Source organism: Longitalea luteola (genome assembly GCF_017356035.1).
GTDB lineage: Bacteria > Bacteroidota > Bacteroidia > Chitinophagales > Chitinophagaceae > Niastella > Niastella luteola.
On sequence record NZ_JAFIQX010000011.1, the window covers coordinates 165,648 to 186,801 of the forward strand.

Consider the following 21,154-nt stretch of genomic DNA (forward strand, 5'->3'; position numbering starts at 1 on the left):
CGACACTAAAATAATGAATCTCACCGATGAAGCATAGCTTTCTTATTTCCCTTTCTTATCATATAATACCTGTTCAAAGATACCGGTCAACCCATCATAGAACTTCGACAGGGTATATTTCTGCATAAACCGTTCCCGGGCGCTATACCCCATTTGTAACCGGGTTCTTTTATCTGACAATAACTGTTTCAGGCGGGCAGTGAGGTCCTTTACACTGCCTGGCGGAACCAGCAGGCCGTTTACGCCATCCTGCAGAATATCGGGGATACCGCCTACACAGGTAGCCACTACCGGTACCCCGAACTGCATGGCTTCCAGTATGGATAATGGAACGCATTCTGAAAAGGAAGGCAGCACAAAAATGTCGGCCATTTCGAGTTCTGCGAATTTATCGGCGCCAAATCGCGGACCTACCACATCAACGAGATGCGCAATGCCGCCTGCGGCACAAAATGCTTTGGCCTGCTCGATACTATAATCAACCGGCGCCCCAACTACCCTTGCGTGAAAGTGGCAACCCTGCTTATGCAGTTCTACGAGGCTTTGTAAAAAAACCTCTATTCCTTTGCCTATTACCAGATTGGAGAGATACAGGATCCTGGGCGCGGCATCGTTGTGCTCAACAATGCGTTTATTCATGATCTCAATGCCATTGGGAAGAACAAATGGCTTCGGCTCGTATATCGTACGGATATCCGCTGTGAGCTTTTCAGACAGGCAGATCACTCTTATGCCCTTAAAGGTTTTGCGCAATAACCATCGCTTGTACCTTGAGCCGGCTGCCATTTCCTCAATACCTTTCTTGTGCAAATGAAAAATGATGCGGCGGCAAAACAATTTGATCAGGGCAGTGAACAGCGCATCCCGGTAAAATATCTTTCCGGTTGGTACGATCGTAAAATATACCATGGATGGCTTAAAAGTGATGAGAGTACGGCATAACCTGAAAATAAAACCCACCAGATGAACCATCTTCGACGGTGTAATTTTTCCAATGTCATCCAGTGTCTGGCCAAAATGTAGTGGTAAGGTCTTTACGTCATACTTTGCTTTCCAACCCGGGTTATCAACCGTATACTGGTTCATAACAGTTACTCCGTGAATGGGCGGCGGAAGCTGCACTATGAACAGGATCCGTGGTTTCATCATTCAGATAATTGTTTTTTTCATTAAAGTACTTGTCCATTAATCAGGTTACATGAAATTATCAGGGAATTAATGAAACAAAAACTGTGTAGGTGGTCGGTTAGGAAAGGAAAAAGTCAGTTTTGGTTCGGCAGCAATCGTAGAAATGAAATACGGGTATCGTCAACAAAAACAAATTATCTGTAAACCAGGGCGCAGATCAATGTAGCCAGGGATATGCCCAGGAAATTACTGGTCATGTCAAGCACGGAAACAGATCTGCCGGGTACAAAGGATTGAAGGATTTCAAAAAGGTACGATGATAATAAAACGGCAATCCAGAAAACACCTTTATAGCGGCCTTTGCAGAACAATATATAAAGGAAGATGGTGATCACGAAATAATAACCGCCATGAAAGATCATATCAAGCCACCAGTGATAACCGTTGCTGAAAAAACTTGCCGGGTGAAAATTTGGCCATCCACAAAATATACCGGTAACAAGCAGCAGGGCGACAAACAATACTATTTTACCAACCCCTTCCACTCTGTACTTACTCACTTTGGTCACGTTTGTCTTAGAATGCATTTTCTTCGCCTTTTAATGTGTTAAATACCGTCAGGAAAATAATTTTAATGTCCAGCCACATATTCCAGTTCTCCATATACCACAGGTCATATTCAACACGCTTCTTCATCTGGTCGAGGGTTTTTGTTTCACCCCTGAACCCATTCACCTGCGCCCAACCGGTAATGCCAGGTTTTAAAAACTGGCGGATCATATATTCATCGATGATCTTTGAATAATCATCGGTATGTTTCAGCATATGCGGACGCGGTCCCACGATACTCATATCGCCCATCAGTACATTCAGGAATTGCGGAAACTCATCGAGACTGGTGCGCCGGAGGAACTGTCCCAGTTTTGTGATACGGGCGTCATTGCGGGTAGCCTGTAAGGTGTTTGCATTATCGTTCACCTTCATGCTTCTGAACTTCAGGCACCAGAAGCTTTTATTATCCTGCCCGCTGCGTTGCTGCCGGAAAAAGATGGGACCTTTTGATTCCAGCTTGATGAGCAGTCCGATCAACGGGATCAGCCAGGAAAGAATGAACACCGTCACCAGCGAGCTCACTATAATATCGAACAGGCGTTTCTTGATCTTGTTGCCGAGGTCATCCAGCGGTTCTTTACGCAGCGAAAGCACAGGTATCTCGTTCAGGTAATCGATAAACACCTGGCGTTTCACGAGCGCGCCGATATCAGGCACTATCCTGAACCGAATGCAATTCTGATCAGCTTTCTGGATCAGCCGGTAAATACCCGGGTTCTGTTCGGGCACTATGGTAGAGTAGATCTCTGTAGCCCCATAGCGTTTACAAACATCCAGTGCACCGTTGATATTGCCCAGGATAGGATACCGTGACAGCTCATGAATATTTTCGACTTCTTCGCAATAACCGATCACCTCTTTATTTACGCCGTCTTCTTCGAGGTAATCGACCAGCTTGCGCGACAGATCGTTATATCCCAGCACAACTACTTTATGCGAAAAGAAATCTTTCTTTTTAAAATAATGATATACGGCCAGGTATAAAAACCGGTTACAGGCCAGCAGTAACGGAATGCCACAAATGATGGTGGCAATAAATAAACGCGAGATAATAAAGAAATGGGAGAAGAACAGAAAGCCGCAAATCATGAGCAGAAAATACAGGAATGCACGCGTTGAGCGCCCTGCAAACAATTCAAATGAAAAAATATTCCGCTCATGGTACACATTGCCTGAGAAAGCAACTACCAGCCAGGCAACTGTCAAATAAATACCGAAGTAAGTGTATTCAATGTAGGCTTCTATCAGCATTTCCCGTTGAAAAAAGAACCGGGCTGTAAAGAACACCAGGTTAATTGCCATCAGGTCCATAGCCAGCAAAGTCAGCTGCAAATGGCGCAAAAATCTGCTATTCATACACTCTCATTTTGTAGTCAATGGTGAATGGTCAATGGGCAATGGTCAATGGTCAATGGTGAATGGTCAATGGTCAATCAAACGGACCGCTCCTGCTCGCTCACATTAACTCATTCAATTAATAACTTGTTACCTATATCAACTTTATCAGCTAGTCAACTGATTAGCTCGTCAACTTACCCACCTTCTTCACCATGAAGATCTTCTTGAAGAACAGGTAAATAAACAATGAATTGGTGATAACATACCTGCGGAACAAACGCCGTGGCTCCTGCATCAGGCGGTACAGCCACTCCAGCCCCATGTGCTGCAGCCAGGCCGGGGCTCGTTTCTGCATACCCACCATAACGGGCAGCGCCCCGCCTACTCCGATCATTACCGCTTTGATCCTTCCCTTCATGGAAGCCATCCATTTCTCCTGTTTGGGACAACCAAGTATCACCAGCACTACCGCTGCTCCTGAGTTATTGATCTTTTCAACCAGCTGTTCTTCTTCTTCTTTGGTGGCCGGCCTGAACGGCGGACTGTACATACCTGCAATGGGTAGATCGGGAAATGCATACTTCAGGTAATTCTCGGTTTTTTCCAGTAAAGCCGGCGTACCGCCATAGAAGAAAGCCGGCAGCCGCCTCAGCATCATTTGCTGCAACAGGTCGGGTAACAGGTCCATACCGGCTACTCTGTCCTGTTTAATACCATACACATACTGCAGTACCCAGGTCAACGGTTTGCCATCCGGCGTTACCATGGTGGCATTGTTAATGATATTGTTAAACGACTGATCCTTGTATGCTTCAATGAACATATGTACGTTGGCAACACATACATTAGCCGATTCCTTCTGGTGCGCCATCGTAAGAATGTTATTGACGAAAGATGAATAATTGCCTGTTGTAATACCGAAGTTGATAATACTTTTCCGTTCCATACCTGAAGTATTTTAGGGAATGAATTTTAGAGTTTGCCGTAATATTTGGACTTAACCAGTTTTAGGTGCGTTTGCAGGTCTACGTCATTATCGAAGCGGCCTCTTATTTTGCGGGCAGGCACGCCTGCATAAATGGAATAAGGTTCTACATCTTTTGTTACCAGTGATCCTGCGCCAATAATACTTCCCTCACCAATTGTAATGCCACCCATGACAGTTGATCCATAACCGATCCACACATCGTCTTCAATAATGGTGATCAACCCCACACCCTTCCAGTTGTATTTAGGATCACGGATCTGCGGCGCCAACCGGATAGGCACTCCGGGCAGCTGGTAGTGATGATCGTACCGCCCTACAATGGCTACACGGTTACCAAACATCACATTATCACCAATGACCACATCCGCTTCTATAAAGGAATCCCTGCCAATATAAAAATTACGCCCTATCACTACTTTGTCTCTGCCCCAAATGCGTACACGTAAACCGGCATGAAATCCTTCCGCTATGCTGTAACGTCTGTACAGAACTTTGACCAGCAAAAGATCTCTTATTTGCCTGATTGCATTTAGGATGAACATATTGATTATTTTCAGGGGTTATAGTATGTAAGCAGTTGACGGCGGTTGGCCAGGAATAATTAAATGGCCATCATGACCTCATGCATGCCGGCACATACCTGCCGGCGGGTGAATTTCATGGCTATCTGCCGGTTATTAGCCGACATGGTCTTTCTTAATGTATGATCATTGTATAATGTCTCTATGGCTGAGGCAACACTTTCCGGTGACTCGCCTTCTACCCATAAGGCATTGTCGGGCGATGTTAAATGATCCTTGGCGGCCCTGATGCGGGTAGTGATCACCGGTAAACCCGCGGCTACCGATTTGAACAGCGCCATCGGAAAGCCTTCGTTGAAAAAAGTGGGGAATGCCAGAATGTCGGCATTGGCATAAAAATGATCGCATTCGTGATCGGGAATAAATCCCGCAAACCGAACATACTTCATGACCTTTAATGCTTCTGCCTCTTTCCTTAATTTTTCCATATCCGGACCATCACCTACAAACACCACCTGGCAGTCTTCCCTGCAGGAAAGCATCGGTATGCTTCGCAACAAACTGAATACGCCTTTCTCTTTTACGATGCGGCCCACGAACAATATTTTGAACTTGTTCTCATCGAGCGCATATTTTTCCCGGAACTCAACGGAAGCCACAGAACGGCCGGGGTCAACGATATTAGCAGTGATAAATATTTTTCGTGCCAGCCCGGGATCATACTGGCGCACCAGCTCTTTCTCTTCGCTCGACAAAAAGAACCAGGCATCTACATGCTTTCTCAAGAAGGGGATCACTACGTTACGGTAAAAGAAGGACCGGCTTTCGAGGATCGATATATCTGATCCATGGGTCTTGATCACAATTTTTACCCTACGGAAGTAAAATAATTTAATGATCAATACGGTAATGAAATCCCTGGTAGTTCCTACCGGTTCAAACCGCGAATTCAGGTACAAAATATCCGGCGCAAAGGCATACAGCTCTTTTACGATATTAAATGCCTTTGCCACAACGCCCCATAATTTATTCAGCTTGCCGGCAGATGAATCATTTCGGCCATACGAAACCGGTTTACAGGTGTACCCCAGATCGGTAAACCCGTCGATCTCGTCACGCGATAAAAGAACATGGTGTTTGGGTGGCACGCCCACCAAAATCCGATGCGCCATTAATTGTAGAATTGAGAGGTTATTAAATTCACTTTCCGTTCCCAGGTATTTCCCTTGGCATAGTTGTATGCATTCCGGGAATATTGTTTTCTTAATTCAGGATCTTTATACATCGTGGTCACTGCCCGCGCAATATCCTGCGCTGTCTTTTCTTTCGTTGTGGGTTTTATCTTAATGCCGCATTCATTGCTTACGGCAAGGGCAGAACCGTGAATATCCAGCGTGATCACCGGCAGGCCAAAGGCCATGGCCTCGTTCAACTGGGCCGGACAGGAATCACGCAGTGAGCAGAAAATAAACACATCAGCCTGTTCATAGTGATGCACCACTTCATTAAAGGGAATTTGTCCCAGGATGCGCAGGCGCTTGGGGTCAAGGCCATATTGATCTATCCAGCCCTGTAAATGAGGATATAATTCGCCGCCGCCAACTATCGTGAAGGTGTAATCAACTTCTTTGGGTACTAATGATAATGCATGCAGAATGAGGTTCAACCCCTTGCGTGGCAACATGCGGCCTACCCATAACAGGTTTAACGTTTTGCCGGGCTTACGTTCAATGTACTGCAGGTTCTGCATGGATAATGGTATCGCATTGTCGAGCACCAGGTGTATATTGTTGCGGGGCGCTCTGCGGAGCCTTTGTACAATATCGGCAGTGTCCTGGTTGGTTACCAGGATATGATCTGAACGGGAAACCGTATTCTTCAGGTTAGCGCTGAACCTGATGCTCAGGTTCGAGATCAAACTTCGGATCCGTTCAATTTTCCAGGCCGGTCCAAAATATTCTTTAAAAGCAGGCAATGCTTCCTGCCCGCCCCCTACCGGACCGAAAATGATCCTGGTGTCTTTTAACTTCCATAAGAATGTCCCCTGCTGAAAGCTGCCAAAGGTAACGTGATGGGCTACGTCGAAACGTTTTTCCTTATGCATTTGCATAGCAACACGGGCTGCTTTCTTACGCCATAAGTAATAATGCAGGTAAATGGTCTTCGAAGAAGTGTTCAACAACATTTTGTCGAGGTTGAAGGCCAGTTCAACACAAACAATGTGCAGATTAGGTATCGCTAACCGCTCAAGCTCTTTTTCCGTTGCCTCTTTGTCTTCTACATTGGTGAGGCACCACACTTCATATCCCTGCAGGGCCAGGTTAAGCGCCCAGCTCCATCCGTTACCTGGCTCACTTCCTCTGATGGGTGAGCAGGCATATGCACTTAATAAGACTTTCTTCATTAGATATATTGTTGCTTACGGGTAAAGGCAAAGTTTTGCATACCTGAGATTGGGAAGCACTCAAAACCTCCTACTTCGTACTTCGTACCTCTTTATGCCACTTCCACCGCCTGGAGGCGGGGTTTTATCGGTGCAGCGGGGTTGCCCACCACCACTGCATTGGCAGGCATGCTCTTGGTGACCACGGAACCACAACCAATAGTAACGTGATCGCCAATGGTGATATCGCCGATGATACAGGTATTACTTCCTACTTCCACATAATCACCGATGACCGGTGAGCCCGTGAGTACGCCGTTCGGCCGTTGTTTATTACCGATAGTAGTGCAATGGCGAAGGGTGCAGTTATTGCCAATCACTACCTGGCTGTTCAGCACCAGGCCCTGGCCGTGATAGATGCGCAGGCCCTTGCCGATGCGGGCATTCCAGGGAATCTCGATGCAGAATATCCATTCTACCAGGATCTTGTAAAAGATGCGGTAGGGAAAGCCGAGGTAATAATACATTTTACGCGTAGTGCAGAAATTGGCGATCCTGAACAACAGCATGATCACACGCCCTTTTGCACTGTCGTGATTGGCGTTCCAGTCCTGAAGGATAAATGAAAAGAAATTCATTTTATGATGGTTATGGTGAAGGGTGATCGCGTTTAGCGTTTTGCGTTTAGCCCGCCTTCGCTGAAGCTATGGACGGGCAAGCGTTCAACGTTTAAGAAGCATACGCATGCAACAAGATCTCCGTATTCCTGTCCCACATCTCCTCAACCTTGTTGCTATTGATGTTTTGCGCCAACGTTTTGTAATGCTCATTGCGCAATGCAAATCGCATGCCTTCGGCCAGATTTACCGGATCATTGGGTGGAACCAGCAGTCCGTTAACGTTATGGCTGATAAACTCAGGAAAAGAGCCTACACTGGTGGCAATTACCGGCGTGTTCAGTCCAAAGGCCGTCATTAATACCCCGCTTTGCGTGGCGTCTTTATACGGACATACAATAAACTTTGCCTCCTGTATCAATGTAGCCAGCTCATCATTGGGAATATGTTTTTCCATCAGCGTTATATTGTTCTTATACGCCTGTATGATACGCTCGTTAATATCAAAGCCCGGATATCGTTTGCCGGCAATGATCAATCTTTCATTGGGGAATTCCCTGAACACTTCCGGCATGGCCTGTAACAGATCATCGATCCCTTTGTAAGGCGATAACCGGCCAAAGAATAGAATATGTTTCTTCTCGGCCTCTGCTGTTTTCACCACCTTCTTCAAATACGAATAGGGGCTCATTTGCAATAAGGCCGTTTGCTTATTGTGTTTCTTATAATGATCTTCAAACTGCTTCCTGGCAAAACGCGAGTAAAACAGGTATTTCTTTTTTACCGGCATATTGAAGAAGAAAGTGCGGGGCAAACTGATCTTCCAGCTGTTTTCGCCGGTATGTGGCACCGGATCATGTATCGTGATACATACATTCTTAAACGCCTTCAGGAAGAGCAACATGCCGATCGCCCGTAAACTGACGGTCTCAAAATGAATAATATCAGGTTTAAACCGCCTGATGAATTTCCATACGTCGAATGAGATCTGCAAAGTGCTATACGAAAAACCGGTGCGGTGCGGATGGATCACAAAATGTACACTTTCGGTTCCGTTGAAATAAGATTTCAGGTTCTCATAGCTTTGTTTGGTCAGGATCTCCTCCGGTTTCACCAGCGCTTTTCCTTCGGGAAAACGATCGATCTCCAGGATGGTCATATTCTTGCCATGAGGGGTCAATTCAATCAACACATGTAACTGCACATGCTTCTTCAATACATTGATCAATTCAATAGAAATATCCAAAAAGGCAACCTGCATGTAATACACGACTGTCATGGTAAACTATTTTCGGGTTTGCGATTGGCAGATAACTGGAAATTAGCCATGGGCAGTTTTATAAATGCCAATGCCAGCAATAACCAGTAGCCTGTAAACAGGGCTACAGGAGGGAATTTGTATGATAACAGAACATAGGTTCCGGCCAGAAAAGCGGTCAGTACATAGAACTTTATCACATGCCCCACAGACGCCATTCCCTTCCGGATCAACAGCACATCCTGGCAAATATGAAATACAAGGAAAGAGAAAAATATGGCCAGGTTAACGGTCGTAAGATCTTTCGCGAACAAGAATCCAACGAAACAGAAGACCACGTTCAGGATCAAACTGGCTACGTTGAACCACATATCGGCCCGTTCCATATTCATTGCCACGAGTACATTAGCCTGCAACAGGGCTGTGGGGAAGATCAGGATCGTCAGGAACATCTGTTTGGTGTAAGTACCTGTTTCGATATAGGTGCTTCCGAACGCCCAGGGGATCAGGGTGTCGGCAAAAGAGTAAATAAAGGTGTAGGTAAATAAACCAAACAGTAAATAGTAATTGAACACTTTACTGAAGTAGTTCCGGAAATCCTGTATACTGCCCGTTTTGAACTGTTGCACCAGCGCCGGGAAAACCGACATGGAAACGATCAGTGGCAGGATCTGTGCAATGGCGAACACGCGGAAGGAGATCTCGAAATGCGCCACATCGGTTAAAGGCAGTGTTTTTGAAATGATGATGTTTGAAATGCGCCAGTAAGCAATGGAAACACTGCCGATGATGATAAACGGCCAGTTGGCAAAGACGATCTTTTTCACTTCACTCCAGGCCAGCGGATAGTTCCATAAAGTTCGCATGCTCATTGTGCGGGAGGAACCAAAGGCCAGGAAAAAGTTCAGCGTGACAAACCGTACCGCGATCAGCAGTATGGCCATGGTCATGATCGAAAAAGGAAAAAGGAATAGCAGGCAACCGATTGCAAATTTCAGTATGGAATCGATGATCAATATGATGAATGTCTTGTTCTGATTGAACTCTGCTACATTCAACGCCTTGATGGCATAAATGATATTGTCGAAAATGATATTAACGCCCAGCAATATGATCAGGTATTGCAAAGTGGCATCCTGGTACAGGAGAAAAGCAACGCCTATGCTGCACACATAAAAGAAAAGGCCACTGTACAATTGTATCTTAATGAAGCGGCTCACCAGTTCCTGTTTGTCTGTGGCATCAACAAGTTCACGCGTGAACCATTGGCCCAGCCCCAGGGTTGAAAAAGCAGCCAGGAACTGATAAATGGTATTGGCAATTAAGAAAAAAGCAAATTCACTGGTGGCGTATTTACGTGCTACGATCACAAAAAACAAACTTACCAGAACACTTTGCAGACCATTGGCTGCAATGCCCCAGAAACTGTTTTTTATTAACCGCGACTTAAACAGGTTCACCGTATGCTGAAACAGGTTCTTCATCAACAATTTTTGAGCGATTCGATAAATAGATCAGGAGTGAACAAAAGCATACCAGCACGATCAGGTTCCTTCTATCGGTAATGGAATACAGCGATACAAAGGACACCAGCCAGCTGATGATGGGTGCTATAAACAATAGCACAAGTCCGTTGGCCTGTTTTTTTATCCAGGCGCGCACAGCGCCCACAACAGCGCCAAGGATCAGGGCAAACACCACGATGAAACCGGGGGCGCCAAACTCGGTCAGTATTTTCAAATACCCATTCTCGGGCTGGTCCAGGAATACGATCTCATCTTCAAGGATCAGGTATTGGTCCTGCGAAAATTTGGATACATAATCCTTGTAATTGCCAATGCCTATGCCTAAGAACGGATGGGCTTTATAAATGTCGTAGGCCTCCTGCCAGATGGCCGCCCTGAAATCAAAGGAATTATTGAAATCGTCTTTGCGGTTAAACATGATCAGCGATTGTGAAAAGAACGCGATCACCAAACCGCCGGCCAGACAGCCTGCGATAATGTATTTTTTATATTGCGCGCCGGCAAATAACAACAGGAAGAAAACACCGGCGCTCAATCCCAGGAAGGCCGACCGGCCACCGGTTAAGAACATGGCTACCGCCACTGACAAAAACAGTACCAGGTTCCTGAGGTTTGGCCGCTGAATGTTCTTATAGTTGATCAGGAACAAAAAGCTCAGCATGGCCAGGAACTGTGCATACTTCTGTGAATCGTGGAAATAACTGGGGTACCGGATACCGTTGCTGTCAAGCGTATTCTGATTCAACTCCGGATAAAACCGGAATTCAAGCCCTACCACCAGCTGTACAGCCAGGAAGGCCATAGAGATCAAACACGCCAGCTGCAGCCCCTTCACCATTTTAGGTAAGAAGTTATTGTTCTGCATACATTCCACCATCAACAGCCTGGCATAAATGAACACCGGAAAGACCGATAGAATGGTCAACAGCGAATTGGTGATGAACGATGAGGTGAGGCTGCCCAGTAATAACAGGAAGATCAACGTACAAAACCCACCAAAATAATAACGGTTGGGTTTATACACGCTGAGGAAGTCTTTATACCGTAAGAAAAGCATGGCATAGGAGCATGCGTCGAACAAACTTAAGCTACCAAACTGCCAGGGCGTAACCTTCAGATCTATCACAGGCATGGCGTACAACATGAATAACAGGTATGTACGCCGGGGATGCCTGCTTGATAGTAATAATACAATGAATATTACAAGAGCTGCGGCGGTTAAAACCACCATCAGTGATTTCATATATTTTATTTTGAACCGGGAAAGCGTGCCACGGAATAAAACCGTGACACGGTTCTCCCTATCAGCTGATCAAATGTTCAAATTGCACTTTACCGGCCTTTTCAAATTCTTTTACATCGCTTTCTACCATTTCCTTCACCAGCATAGGCAGATCGTATTTCGGCTCCCATGCCAGTTTTGTTTTTGCTTTCGTTGCATCGCCAATCAATAACTCCACTTCCGTAGGCCGGAAATATTCAGGGTCAACAGACACTACCTGCCTGCCCAGCTCCAGTTGATAAGCGGGATTGTTGCAGGCAGAAACATAACCACGCTCATTTACGCCTTCGCCGCGGAATTCGATCACGACGCCCAGCTCGGCAAAGGCCATTCTTACAAACTCACGTACTTCGGTTGTAATGCCGGTGGCAATAACAAAATCTTCAGGTGTTTCCTGTTGCAGGATCCGCCACATTGCTTCTACATAATCCCTGGCATGGCCCCAGTCGCGCTGTGCATTGAGGTTACCCAGGTATAAACAATCCTGAAGGCCCAGGGCAATGGCAGCCACGGCGCGGGTTATTTTACGGGTCACAAAAGTTTCACCACGCAGGGGACTTTCATGGTTGAACAGAATGCCGTTGCAGGCGTACATGCCATACGCTTCGCGGTAGTTGACCGTGATCCAGTAAGCGTATAATTTCGCTACGGCGTATGGACTGCGCGGATAGAAGGGCGTTGTTTCTTTTTGCGGTACTTCCTGCACCAGTCCATACAATTCAGAAGTGGAAGCCTGGTAAATGCGGGTCTTTTTCTCAAGCCCCAGGATCCTGATCGCTTCGAGCAGGCGCAGGGTGCCAATGCCATCGGCGTTGGCCGTATATTCAGGCGTATCAAAGCTCACTTTTACGTGGCTCATAGCCGCCAGATTATATATTTCATCAGGCTGTGTTTCCTGGATGATCCGAATAAGATTGGTGCTGTCGGTCATATCGCCATAATGCAGGCGAAAGCGTACGTCTTTTTCATGCGGATCCTGGTACAGGTGATCGATACGATGGGTATTGATCAACGATGAACGCCTTTTAATACCATGTACCATATATCCTTTCTCTAATAAGAGCTCTGCAAGGTAGGCGCCGTCCTGGCCGTTAACACCGGTTATAAGTGCTGTTTTCATGTTTTGTTTTTTGGTGAATGGTGAATGGTCAATGGTGAATGGTGAATGGTCAATGGTGAATGGTCAATGGTGAATGGACTCCTGCATTTCATTAGCCCGCTTTTCTACAAAATCTGCATATACCTGGCGCAAGCCTTCGCGTAACGAGATCTTATGCCGCCATCCGAGCCTATGCAGTTTGCTTACATCAAGGATCTTGCGGGGTGTACCGTCGGGCCGGGTTGCATCCAGCACAATGCGGCCTTCAAAACCCACCATTTCTCTGATCATTTCAGCGAGCTGTATAATGCTGATATCTTCGCCCACACCCACATTTATCGTCGCTTTATCATTATAATTTTTCATCAGGAATATAGAGGCATCGGCCAGATCGTCGGCATGCATAAACTCACGTAAAGGCGATCCGGTGCCCCAGATCACTACCTGAGGTTCATTCCGTTCTTTGGCTTCATGAAATTTTCTGATCAATGCGGGCAGCACGTGACTGCTTTGCAGATCATAGTTGTCATTGTAGCCATACAGGTTGGTAGGCATGGCCGAAATAAAATTGCAGCCATGCTGGTCGCGGTACGCTTCGCACAATTTGATCCCGGCAATCTTTGCGATCGCATACGGTTCATTGGTCTGCTCGAGATACCCCGACAATAAATATTCTTCTTTCAATGGCTGCGGCGCCATTTTAGGATAGATGCAGGAGGAACCGAGGAACAGCAGCTTCTTCACATTGGCTACATAAGCCTGGTGAATGATGTTGGCTTCGATCATCAGGTTGTCGTACAGAAAATCGGCGCGCCAGGTATTATTGGCTACAATGCCGCCTACTTTAGCGGCTGCCAGGAATACATAATCCGGTTGTTCCGTTTCAAAGAAATCGGCCACGGCTTGCTGATCGCGCAGATCCAGCTCCCGGGAGCTGCGGGTGACCAGGTTCGTATAACCGGCTGCAGTCAATTTTCTGATGATGGCACTGCCAACCATCCCCCGGTGGCCAGCTACATAGATCTTATCTGAAAAGTGCATTATAAAAATAGTTATTGGTGTAAGAAGCGATAGGGATTACCTCTACGTTGGTCTTTTCTACTTCGGCTATCATTGCGTAACCCAGGGACGGAAGCTGTACTTTCACCGTTTTACTTCTCACTTCTATCACATCTCCCTCCTGTGCTATCAACGGACCGCTCGATATTCTAACCCGGTCTTTCATGTTTACATTTATCTTTTCCAGCGAAACATTTTGATATTCATCCAGAAATTGTTTCACCGCCTCGATCTCTTCATCGCGAATAACGGCAGGCTGACCCAGCCAGTAAACAAAATTCAAAATACCATCGGTTTGCCTGATGGCCAGGTGCTCCTGCGGGGTCGCATGCACAAAAACATAGGATGTAAATAAAGGCTCTAATACAAGTTTCTTTCTATCGGCCCATTGACGAACCACTTTATTCAAAGGACAATAGTTCTCAATGTGCTTTCTTGTCAGCAGATCGGCTACCTTCTTTTCCCAGCGCGGCCGCGTATACACGGCATACCATTTCTTATTCGTATCCATATGCTTCTTTTAAGTTTGAATTAAACAGGCTCCGCCCAACTCAGTTACAGACCCTGTAACTGGCAATTCATTTTCAATATGTACTTTGGGTTTTTAGGGAAGGTGGCCGCCCGCTGTCAGCGGGCAACGCACCTCGATATTACGTGCGGTTTCAGAGTGGTCCTCCGCCGTTGGGCGGAAGACCCTATCCTATCTAAACCGGTTTGAATGATGTCTTTTTCTTTCTGTTCTCTTTATAGGCATAACCATCGCCATAACCGTATCCATACCCGTAATGATGTTTACCAAATCCACGCGGACGAATACCATTGAATACAATGCCCATATTCTTCAGGATATTCACCTTGCTGTTCTTATCAAGCTGCTCTACCAGCACTTTTGGCGTATGCCGGTGCCTGATAACATATAAGGTGGCATCGCATAATGGCGATATGATGTAACCATCTGTTACCGGACCAACCGGTGCTGTATCGATGACGATATAATCAAAGATGCCATCTAGGTAATTCAGCAGTTCGGGCAGGCGGTTGCTGGTTAAGAGTTCTGTTGGATTGCCCGACAATGGCCCTGCCGGTACAAAGAATAAATTATCGTTTACCTCACTGCGTTTAATGATCTCTTCCGGCTCACGGGTACCTAACAAGTAACTGGAGATACCAACATCTGACCGCAGATTCAGGTATTCGCTGATGGCCGGGCTGTGCAGGTCCATTTCGAGCAACACAACTTTTTTACCGGTCATGGCCATACTCAATGCCAGGTTGGTAGCGATAAAGCTCTTACCTTCCCCGGAGATCCCAGAGGTAACCAGCACTTTTTTATGCGTGGTATTGATGCCCAGGTAATTCAAGGCCACCCGCAGTTTGCGGAACTGCTCTGCCACAAACGTGCGGCTGTTGGCACCACCGATCACGATCGGGTTCTTTGTTTTGTCCTGGGAAATTTCTGCGATCACAGGATGTGCGGTCAGCCGCTCGATATCGTGGCGATACATTATTCTCTTATTGAACAGTTCTTTCAGTGTTATCCAAACGATGCCTGCAGCCAGGGCTGTAATAACAGCAATGGCGAATACAATCGGCGTTTTTGGCGTTACGGGTGCTACGGTAGAGGATGCTTTATCAACCACGCGGCTGTCAGACACATTGGCTGCATAGGAAAGTGCGGTCTCTTCCTTCTTTTGCAGCAAAAACTCATAAATGCTTTGCATGGTGCTTTGCTGACGGCTTATCTCTATCAGGTCACGCTCTTTTTTGGGAATCGTTTGTAATACGGAGGTATAAGAGCTGTTGGTGCTGGCCAGGTTCGATTTACTGGCTTCCAGGCTCTGCCGCTGGTTCTGGATATTCTCCAGGATACCCGGTTTTATCCGGTTTATCTGATCGGCCACAGACGCCAGCAATGGGTTGTTCTCGGCCGTTGTGGCTTTCTTCTTCTCGTACTCCAGCTCCAGCTCATATAATTTATCGAGCAGGTTCGATAATACGGGATCAGTAACGCCTAAGGTAGAAGGAGCAATGCTGCTCTTATTGTCTTTTTGCTTTACGTAATTCTCTACCTGGTTCAGCACAGCGATCTTCATATCAATTTCGCTCAGCTTCTGGTCATTGGCGCTTACATTTTCCAGGAACAATTTACCCTGCTCACTCACATTAACCGCTTCCTGTTCTGATTTATATCTTTCGATCCTGTTCTCTATGTTGCTCAGATCGCGCGATACGTGGTTCAACCTGTCTTCCACAAACCGCAGCGTATTGGCGGCCAGGGTATTCTTGTCTTTCAGCATCGCGATATTGTAAGCGGATAACAATTCATTCAGGATATCTTCGCCCCTTTCAGGCACTTCATCGCGAATGGAAAGATTCAGGATTGAAGACAATTTACTGGCCGATGCAATGACCAGGCGGTTCTGAATGTCTGCAATGGCTTTTTTGGGTTCCATCAGGGAAAAATAGAACTGTCCGCCGGGCACATAAGCGGTATCTTTCAACCGGTCGTTCGGTACAAATTGCAGGGTACCGTAGGGGGTAGCTACCCATTCGTTAATGGGAAAACTATCTATGCCAATGATCACTTTCTTTTCATACCTGGCATAGGTAAAAGGTACTTTTTTTACTTCGCGCAAGCTGTCGGGACTTTGCACTTTCACAACAACCGGTGAAGTGGTATAAGCTGGCAGTCCGCCGGGCGTAAAACCTTTTTTGCTAAACCAGTTGGAAACGGCGTTAGCGGATAACCATTTATTGTGCTCCAACCATGTATTGATCTTCCGTTCTTCATATACGGGAGCGTATAACTTCAGGTTATTTACGACTTCCTTTACCAGTGTACGGGATTGCAATACTTCCATTTCATTTTCCAAGATCTTTTTCGTCGATATCAGGTTCAGGGATTCCAGTCCTTTGGAGTCCTCCACTCCTTTTTTCTCATCTTTAATTAATAACCGCGCTGTGGATTCGTACTTTGGAATGGCATATCGCATGTACACGCATGCCGCTCCTATTGCGAGCAACAACAGCAATACAAACCACGGCCAATTTGAAGCATACCGGTTCCATAGTTGGCTAAAACTGGTTTCCTTACTCTCCATTTCCAGTCCGTTTTTGTGTGTTACCTGCATAAAATATATTTTATCTAGTTAAACGATCGACTACAATTACACCCAGTGATAAAGCGCTGAAAACAATCGGTAACCAAAGCTGCGCACGCCCTGTACTGGCTACCTTCGATTTATTTGGCTCCACATACACTACATCATTTGATTTTAAATAGAAGTATGGGGATTTGAACAACTCTGTGGAATTCAGATTTAACCGGTGCGTAACCTTCTGGCCATCCTCATCGCGGATCACCAGCACATTATCGCGTTTGGCGTAAATGGTAAGGTCTCCTGCGAGTCCAATGGCCTCAAGTAAAGAGATCCTTTCGCTGGGCACCGTCACTACCGTGGGGTGCGCCACCTCGCCTAATACAGTTACTTTAAAATTCAGGAAGCGAACTGTTATAATCGGGTCTACCAACAGTTTTTTATCGAGCAATGTCTTGGTCAGATGATCTTTTAGTTCTTCCTTGGTCAATCCGGCCGCTTTTACCTGGCCTAAAAAGGGAAATTGAATATTGCCATTGCCATCCACGAGAAAACCGGTGGCTGCGGTTGTAGTTGTGGTTGATGTGCCTGCACCGCCGGGCGCATTGTTGTTATTTGCCTGATTGAAAACAGCCGAAGCTTCGGGATTCAAACTGCTCACTGAAATACTCAGGAGGTCGTTAGGCTGTATCACCAGTTTCGGAACGACCGGCGCTGCAAAAGATCCATTCTTCTGGTCTGAAAAATAAACTGCCTTCTTCGTATTAACACAGGATACACCAGCTAACAAAATCAGTAAAACACAATAAGTTTTCAGGGCCTGCCATATACGTGGCAATGCCATGTTTATCCTATAACCCATAATTGAATTTTAAATTTGCTTGATAAGCTATTTTTTAATTACGCTACACTACGGATAATCATATCCTGTCAAATCAGGTACAAACCAGGGAAAGAGGTGTTTTTGATAAGCAAGCAATAGATCGTTCAGGATTTCGGGGGTCCTATATCAAAAAGCTTGCACATTTATCGGGCTCACTTTATACATTTTATGTGCCAGTTTTAAATTATTGTCCATTTTGAAATGATTTTCAGCTTACAAGCAAAGGCTATTTAATAAACACGTTCAACACCTACAGGACTTGTTTTTAATTTGTTATTAACAGAATATAAATACCGCTCGCCCTTTGTTTTTTTCACTTCACTTACATAATTCTTTATATCCTGTTCTTTTTCTTTCTGACAGATCAACAGTACGTCTGAAGTATCCACGACTATGTAATTCTGAAGCCCCTGCAATACGACCAGCTTTTCATCTGAAGCATGTACCACGCATTGTGTTGTGTCAATAACCATTACACTGTTACCGGCCACTGCATTATCGCGCACATCTTTTCCCATATTCTCCCAGGCGCTGTTCCATGTTCCAAGATCGCTCCACCGGAATGTAGCAGGTATTATAAAAACATTCGTGGCTTTTTCCATTACCCCCACATCAATTGATACATTTTCACACACCGCATATATATCGGCGATCATTAATCTCTCAAAACTTGTTCCAAGCCAAGTTTCTTTCTCTTTAAACAATTGATACAGATCGGTAAGATATTTTTCAATTGAACTTATGATCGATCTGGCCTTCCACACAAAAATTCCCGAGTTCCACAGGTATTCCCCACTGCTTAGAAACTGGGCAGCACGCTCTGCATTTGGCTTCTCGGTGAAAGTGATCACTTTATGAACGCCGTCGTTAATTGCGCTTTTGTCGAATTGTATATATCCATACCCCGTATTGGGATAAGTAGGCTTGATGCCTAATGTAAGCAATGCATCATGCTTTTCTACAAATTGCAGGGCCCTGGTACACACGTTCTCAAACTCCTGTTGATCGAGAATGAGATGATCGGCAGGCGCTACTATGATCGATGCATTGAAATCCTTTTGCAGGATCTTGAAGGATGCATAAGCGATGCAGGGACCTGTATTCTTTCTGTCGGGTTCGGTTAAGATATTTTCCTTTGGCAACAAAGGCAGTTGCTTTTCTACTATGCCTGCATAATCTGTAGAAGTAACTACATAAATATTTTCAATGGGCGCTAATTTGTCGAAGCGCTTGAAAGTTTGCTGGATCAGTGTTTCTCCAGTACCCAATATATCAAGGAATTGTTTGGGATAATCCGTTCTGCTTACCGGCCAAAATCTTGAACCAATACCGCCAGCCATAATTACCACATAAGTTGATCGTTGCATACGTTTTATTTTGTTTCAGCAAAAAGTTGCACTAACAAACAGATCCTGCTTGTGCTGTTAGTAGCAATCGTTGTTTTATTAAATCGGAAATAGCCTGAATACGCTCTGAAGCAACCCATGCATCGCACCCACGTCTAATAGAGTTTAGTACTCAATCCTCCTTGCATGGCTATTAATTGTAAATGGGACATTATCATTTGTTTGGAACCCCATTGCCTTATGCAAATACAAGGCCTTAAATAAAAATGTGGACTCACTTGGGATCAATTCCACATGCCTCAAAAAATGGTATCGATTCATTCAGATGATGATCTATGCAGTACAGGACTGCATTTGGCGGGCATTACCGGTGGATAAAAAGAAGTTATCAACATTATTGCTAATATGCATTTAGCAAAAATTCATGCAGTTTACTGACCAAAATCATCAAGATTGGGTAATAAAATACTCAAACCTCATGTTATTTTCCATCAGTTGATCTAAAATAGCGTGAAGTTTGCAGAAAGACCGATATTATTAACGATCGTTATGTTATGGTTAATAGTTACTCAAACATGCCGATGGCAATGGCATTCTGGATCATTTTTCCATTGACGAATTTCATGAGCATGAACATAATAATTGTTTTACCGGTCTCCAGCCGGCCGATATCAAAACTGATCGTGGTTGCTGTCAGGTTTTTGGCATCATCATTCAGGATGTCGCCATAGTCCTCATACGTGTAATGATAACCTTTCCAGGGTGTTTTAAATGGATTGTTGCTGTCCGCTGCGCCGGATTCATTACTGAAATCGAGTTCCTTTCCATTATAGAGTGGCTCATTCAGGACCAGGTTATAAGTGAGCGAATCGAGTGCACTTAACCGGCCGGTGCCTTTGAAGGTGAGGGAATTTCTTTTCCGTTTGATGACCAGCGTTTCATCGCCTGTTTTTACCAGCTCATGCGCAGGTTTGGTTTCCCCGCCGAGCAGGTATTCATTAAATTCTTCCTTTGTTAAGCCAAATTTTGCGTAAATGACGGTAGAGTCGGTAACATGTGCCAGTGAGTCGCGGATCCAGGCTGCGTTTTCCTGCATGGCCTTCCTTACTTTGTTGGAGAGCTCTGTCTGTCGGGCCGTTACGCTATTTTTAATACTCATAACGTCTACCTTGTGTTCGCCCTGGCTGAGCCATGATTTAATGTCTTCTCCAAATTGCTGCGCCTGGGCAGACTGACAAAAGCTTTTCCCGGAAAACACAGCTAAGGCAATAAACGCCAATGCGATGGATTTCATCGATATCAGATTAATGTATAAGGCCCCAAGATAATAAGGATATTTTGAATATAAAAGGGGCGGTTTTGCCGTTTGCGGTTTGCCGATCTCCTGCTGACATACTGTTGTCACTGGCCATGCTTTTCTTTGTAATAACAATTAAAAACAACGATCATGGCTACTAACAACATCACTGCAGCAGCAACAGCAACCGCTATTGGTTACTTAATGAAAAACTATGCGAATTACAATTATTGGGCAAACAGCACACTGGTTAGCTGGTTAAAGACCAAACCAGCAGCAACGCTGGAGCAGGAAGTGGCTTCCAGCTTTCCGAGCATCCGCCTTACATTGCAACATATCTGGCAAACCGAACGCTACTGGCTGACTATTATCAGAAAAGATCCGCCCCAAACTTTTGATGAATTTACCGGAACCGTGCAGGAACTATTTGCTGCTTTGTTGAAAACAGCTGGCGAGCTGGCCGCTTATACCAATAGCATGACAGACGAAATGATCGAGGACCGCACCCTGATCGTGAGCCCCTGGTTCCAGAGCGATTTCCCGAACTTCGAATACATCATGCATGTTGCCAATCACAGTACTTATCACCGCGGACAGATAATAACCATCGGCCGCCAGCTTGGTTTTACCGATGCGCCTATGACGGACTACAATTTATATAATGTGGATGGGAAGGATTTTTAAGGTGTTACCGGGTTCCAGGTTGCAGGGCTCGAAAT

Annotated in this window: 19 protein-coding genes; 1 reads left to right on the top strand and 18 read right to left on the bottom strand. The window is 45.4% G+C overall.

Annotated elements, in window-relative coordinates; translation table 11 throughout:
* Positions 1 to 42 precede the first annotated feature (42 nt).
* The 18 genes from JUB15_RS22790 to JUB15_RS22875 form a co-directional block, all read right to left on the bottom strand.
* Positions 43 to 1,149, bottom strand: coding sequence for a glycosyltransferase family 4 protein (locus tag JUB15_RS22790; protein WP_207514956.1), 1,107 nt, complete (start codon positions 1,147 to 1,149; stop codon positions 43 to 45).
* 173 nt (positions 1,150 to 1,322) lie between these two features.
* Positions 1,323 to 1,715: a VanZ family protein gene (locus JUB15_RS22795; protein WP_207514957.1), complete on the bottom strand. Its 393-nt coding sequence runs from the start codon at positions 1,713 to 1,715 to the stop codon at positions 1,323 to 1,325.
* On the bottom strand, positions 1,705 to 3,096 hold the full coding sequence (locus tag JUB15_RS22800; protein ID WP_207514958.1) for an undecaprenyl-phosphate glucose phosphotransferase: 1,392 nt from the start codon (positions 3,094 to 3,096) through the stop codon (positions 1,705 to 1,707). The genes JUB15_RS22795 and JUB15_RS22800 overlap by 11 nt, the downstream gene beginning before the upstream one ends.
* 163 nt (positions 3,097 to 3,259) lie before the next feature.
* Positions 3,260 to 4,024, bottom strand: coding sequence for a WecB/TagA/CpsF family glycosyltransferase (locus JUB15_RS22805; RefSeq protein ID WP_207514959.1), 765 nt, complete (start codon positions 4,022 to 4,024; stop codon positions 3,260 to 3,262).
* 26 nt (positions 4,025 to 4,050) lie between these two features.
* On the bottom strand, positions 4,051 to 4,608 hold the full coding sequence (locus JUB15_RS22810; protein ID WP_207514960.1) for an acyltransferase: 558 nt from the start codon (positions 4,606 to 4,608) through the stop codon (positions 4,051 to 4,053).
* Positions 4,609 to 4,667: 59 nt separating this feature from the next.
* Positions 4,668 to 5,759 carry a glycosyltransferase family 4 protein gene (locus tag JUB15_RS22815; RefSeq protein ID WP_207514961.1) on the bottom strand — a complete coding sequence of 364 codons (1,092 nt, stop codon included), beginning with the start codon at positions 5,757 to 5,759 and terminating at the stop codon, positions 4,668 to 4,670.
* Positions 5,759 to 6,991, bottom strand: a complete 1,233-nt coding sequence (locus JUB15_RS22820) for a glycosyltransferase family 4 protein (RefSeq protein ID WP_207514962.1) — start codon at positions 6,989 to 6,991, stop codon at positions 5,759 to 5,761. Before JUB15_RS22820 ends, JUB15_RS22815 begins: the two co-directional genes overlap by 1 nt.
* Positions 6,992 to 7,083: 92 nt before the next feature.
* Positions 7,084 to 7,608 (bottom strand): serine acetyltransferase, encoded by a 525-nt coding sequence (locus JUB15_RS22825; protein ID WP_207514963.1) that lies wholly within the window; start codon positions 7,606 to 7,608, stop codon positions 7,084 to 7,086.
* Positions 7,609 to 7,699: 91 nt separating this feature from the next.
* Positions 7,700 to 8,866, bottom strand: coding sequence for a glycosyltransferase family 4 protein (locus tag JUB15_RS22830; RefSeq protein WP_207514964.1), 1,167 nt, complete (start codon positions 8,864 to 8,866; stop codon positions 7,700 to 7,702).
* Positions 8,863 to 10,329, bottom strand: a complete 1,467-nt coding sequence (locus tag JUB15_RS22835; RefSeq protein WP_207514965.1) for a lipopolysaccharide biosynthesis protein — start codon at positions 10,327 to 10,329, stop codon at positions 8,863 to 8,865. The genes JUB15_RS22830 and JUB15_RS22835 overlap by 4 nt, the downstream gene beginning before the upstream one ends.
* Positions 10,292 to 11,614, bottom strand: coding sequence for an O-antigen ligase family protein (locus JUB15_RS22840; RefSeq protein ID WP_207514966.1), 1,323 nt, complete (start codon positions 11,612 to 11,614; stop codon positions 10,292 to 10,294). Before JUB15_RS22840 ends, JUB15_RS22835 begins: the two co-directional genes overlap by 38 nt.
* A gap of 61 nt (positions 11,615 to 11,675) precedes the next feature.
* Entirely contained in the window at positions 11,676 to 12,773 is a 1,098-nt protein-coding gene (gmd, locus tag JUB15_RS22845; protein ID WP_207514967.1) for a GDP-mannose 4,6-dehydratase, read from the bottom strand.
* Positions 12,774 to 12,836: 63 nt separating this feature from the next.
* Positions 12,837 to 13,793 (bottom strand): GDP-L-fucose synthase, encoded by a 957-nt coding sequence (gene fcl / locus JUB15_RS22850; protein ID WP_207514968.1) that lies wholly within the window; start codon positions 13,791 to 13,793, stop codon positions 12,837 to 12,839.
* Positions 13,777 to 14,322, bottom strand: coding sequence for a UpxY family transcription antiterminator (locus JUB15_RS22855; protein ID WP_207514969.1), 546 nt, complete (start codon positions 14,320 to 14,322; stop codon positions 13,777 to 13,779). Before JUB15_RS22855 ends, fcl begins: the two co-directional genes overlap by 17 nt.
* A 193-nt stretch (positions 14,323 to 14,515) precedes the next feature.
* Positions 14,516 to 16,942, bottom strand: a complete 2,427-nt coding sequence (locus tag JUB15_RS22860) for a GumC family protein (RefSeq protein WP_207514970.1) — start codon at positions 16,940 to 16,942, stop codon at positions 14,516 to 14,518.
* Positions 16,943 to 16,952: 10 nt separating this feature from the next.
* Positions 16,953 to 17,771 (bottom strand): polysaccharide biosynthesis/export family protein, encoded by an 819-nt coding sequence (locus tag JUB15_RS22865; protein WP_207514971.1) that lies wholly within the window; start codon positions 17,769 to 17,771, stop codon positions 16,953 to 16,955.
* Positions 17,772 to 18,022: 251 nt separating this feature from the next.
* A complete protein-coding gene (locus JUB15_RS22870; RefSeq protein ID WP_207514972.1) occupies positions 18,023 to 19,159 on the bottom strand; it encodes a mannose-1-phosphate guanylyltransferase in 1,137 nt (378 codons plus the stop codon).
* 544 nt (positions 19,160 to 19,703) lie between these two features.
* The gene (locus JUB15_RS22875; RefSeq protein ID WP_207514973.1) at positions 19,704 to 20,432 is read right to left on the bottom strand and encodes a hypothetical protein; all 729 of its coding nucleotides are present in this window, start codon (positions 20,430 to 20,432) and stop codon (positions 19,704 to 19,706) included.
* A 153-nt stretch (positions 20,433 to 20,585) separates the two neighbouring features.
* Here JUB15_RS22875 and JUB15_RS22880 point away from each other — a divergent pair, with 153 nt between their 5' ends.
* Positions 20,586 to 21,119, top strand: a complete 534-nt coding sequence (locus JUB15_RS22880) for a DinB family protein (protein ID WP_207514974.1) — start codon at positions 20,586 to 20,588, stop codon at positions 21,117 to 21,119.
* The last annotated feature ends 35 nt before the right edge of the window (positions 21,120 to 21,154 follow it).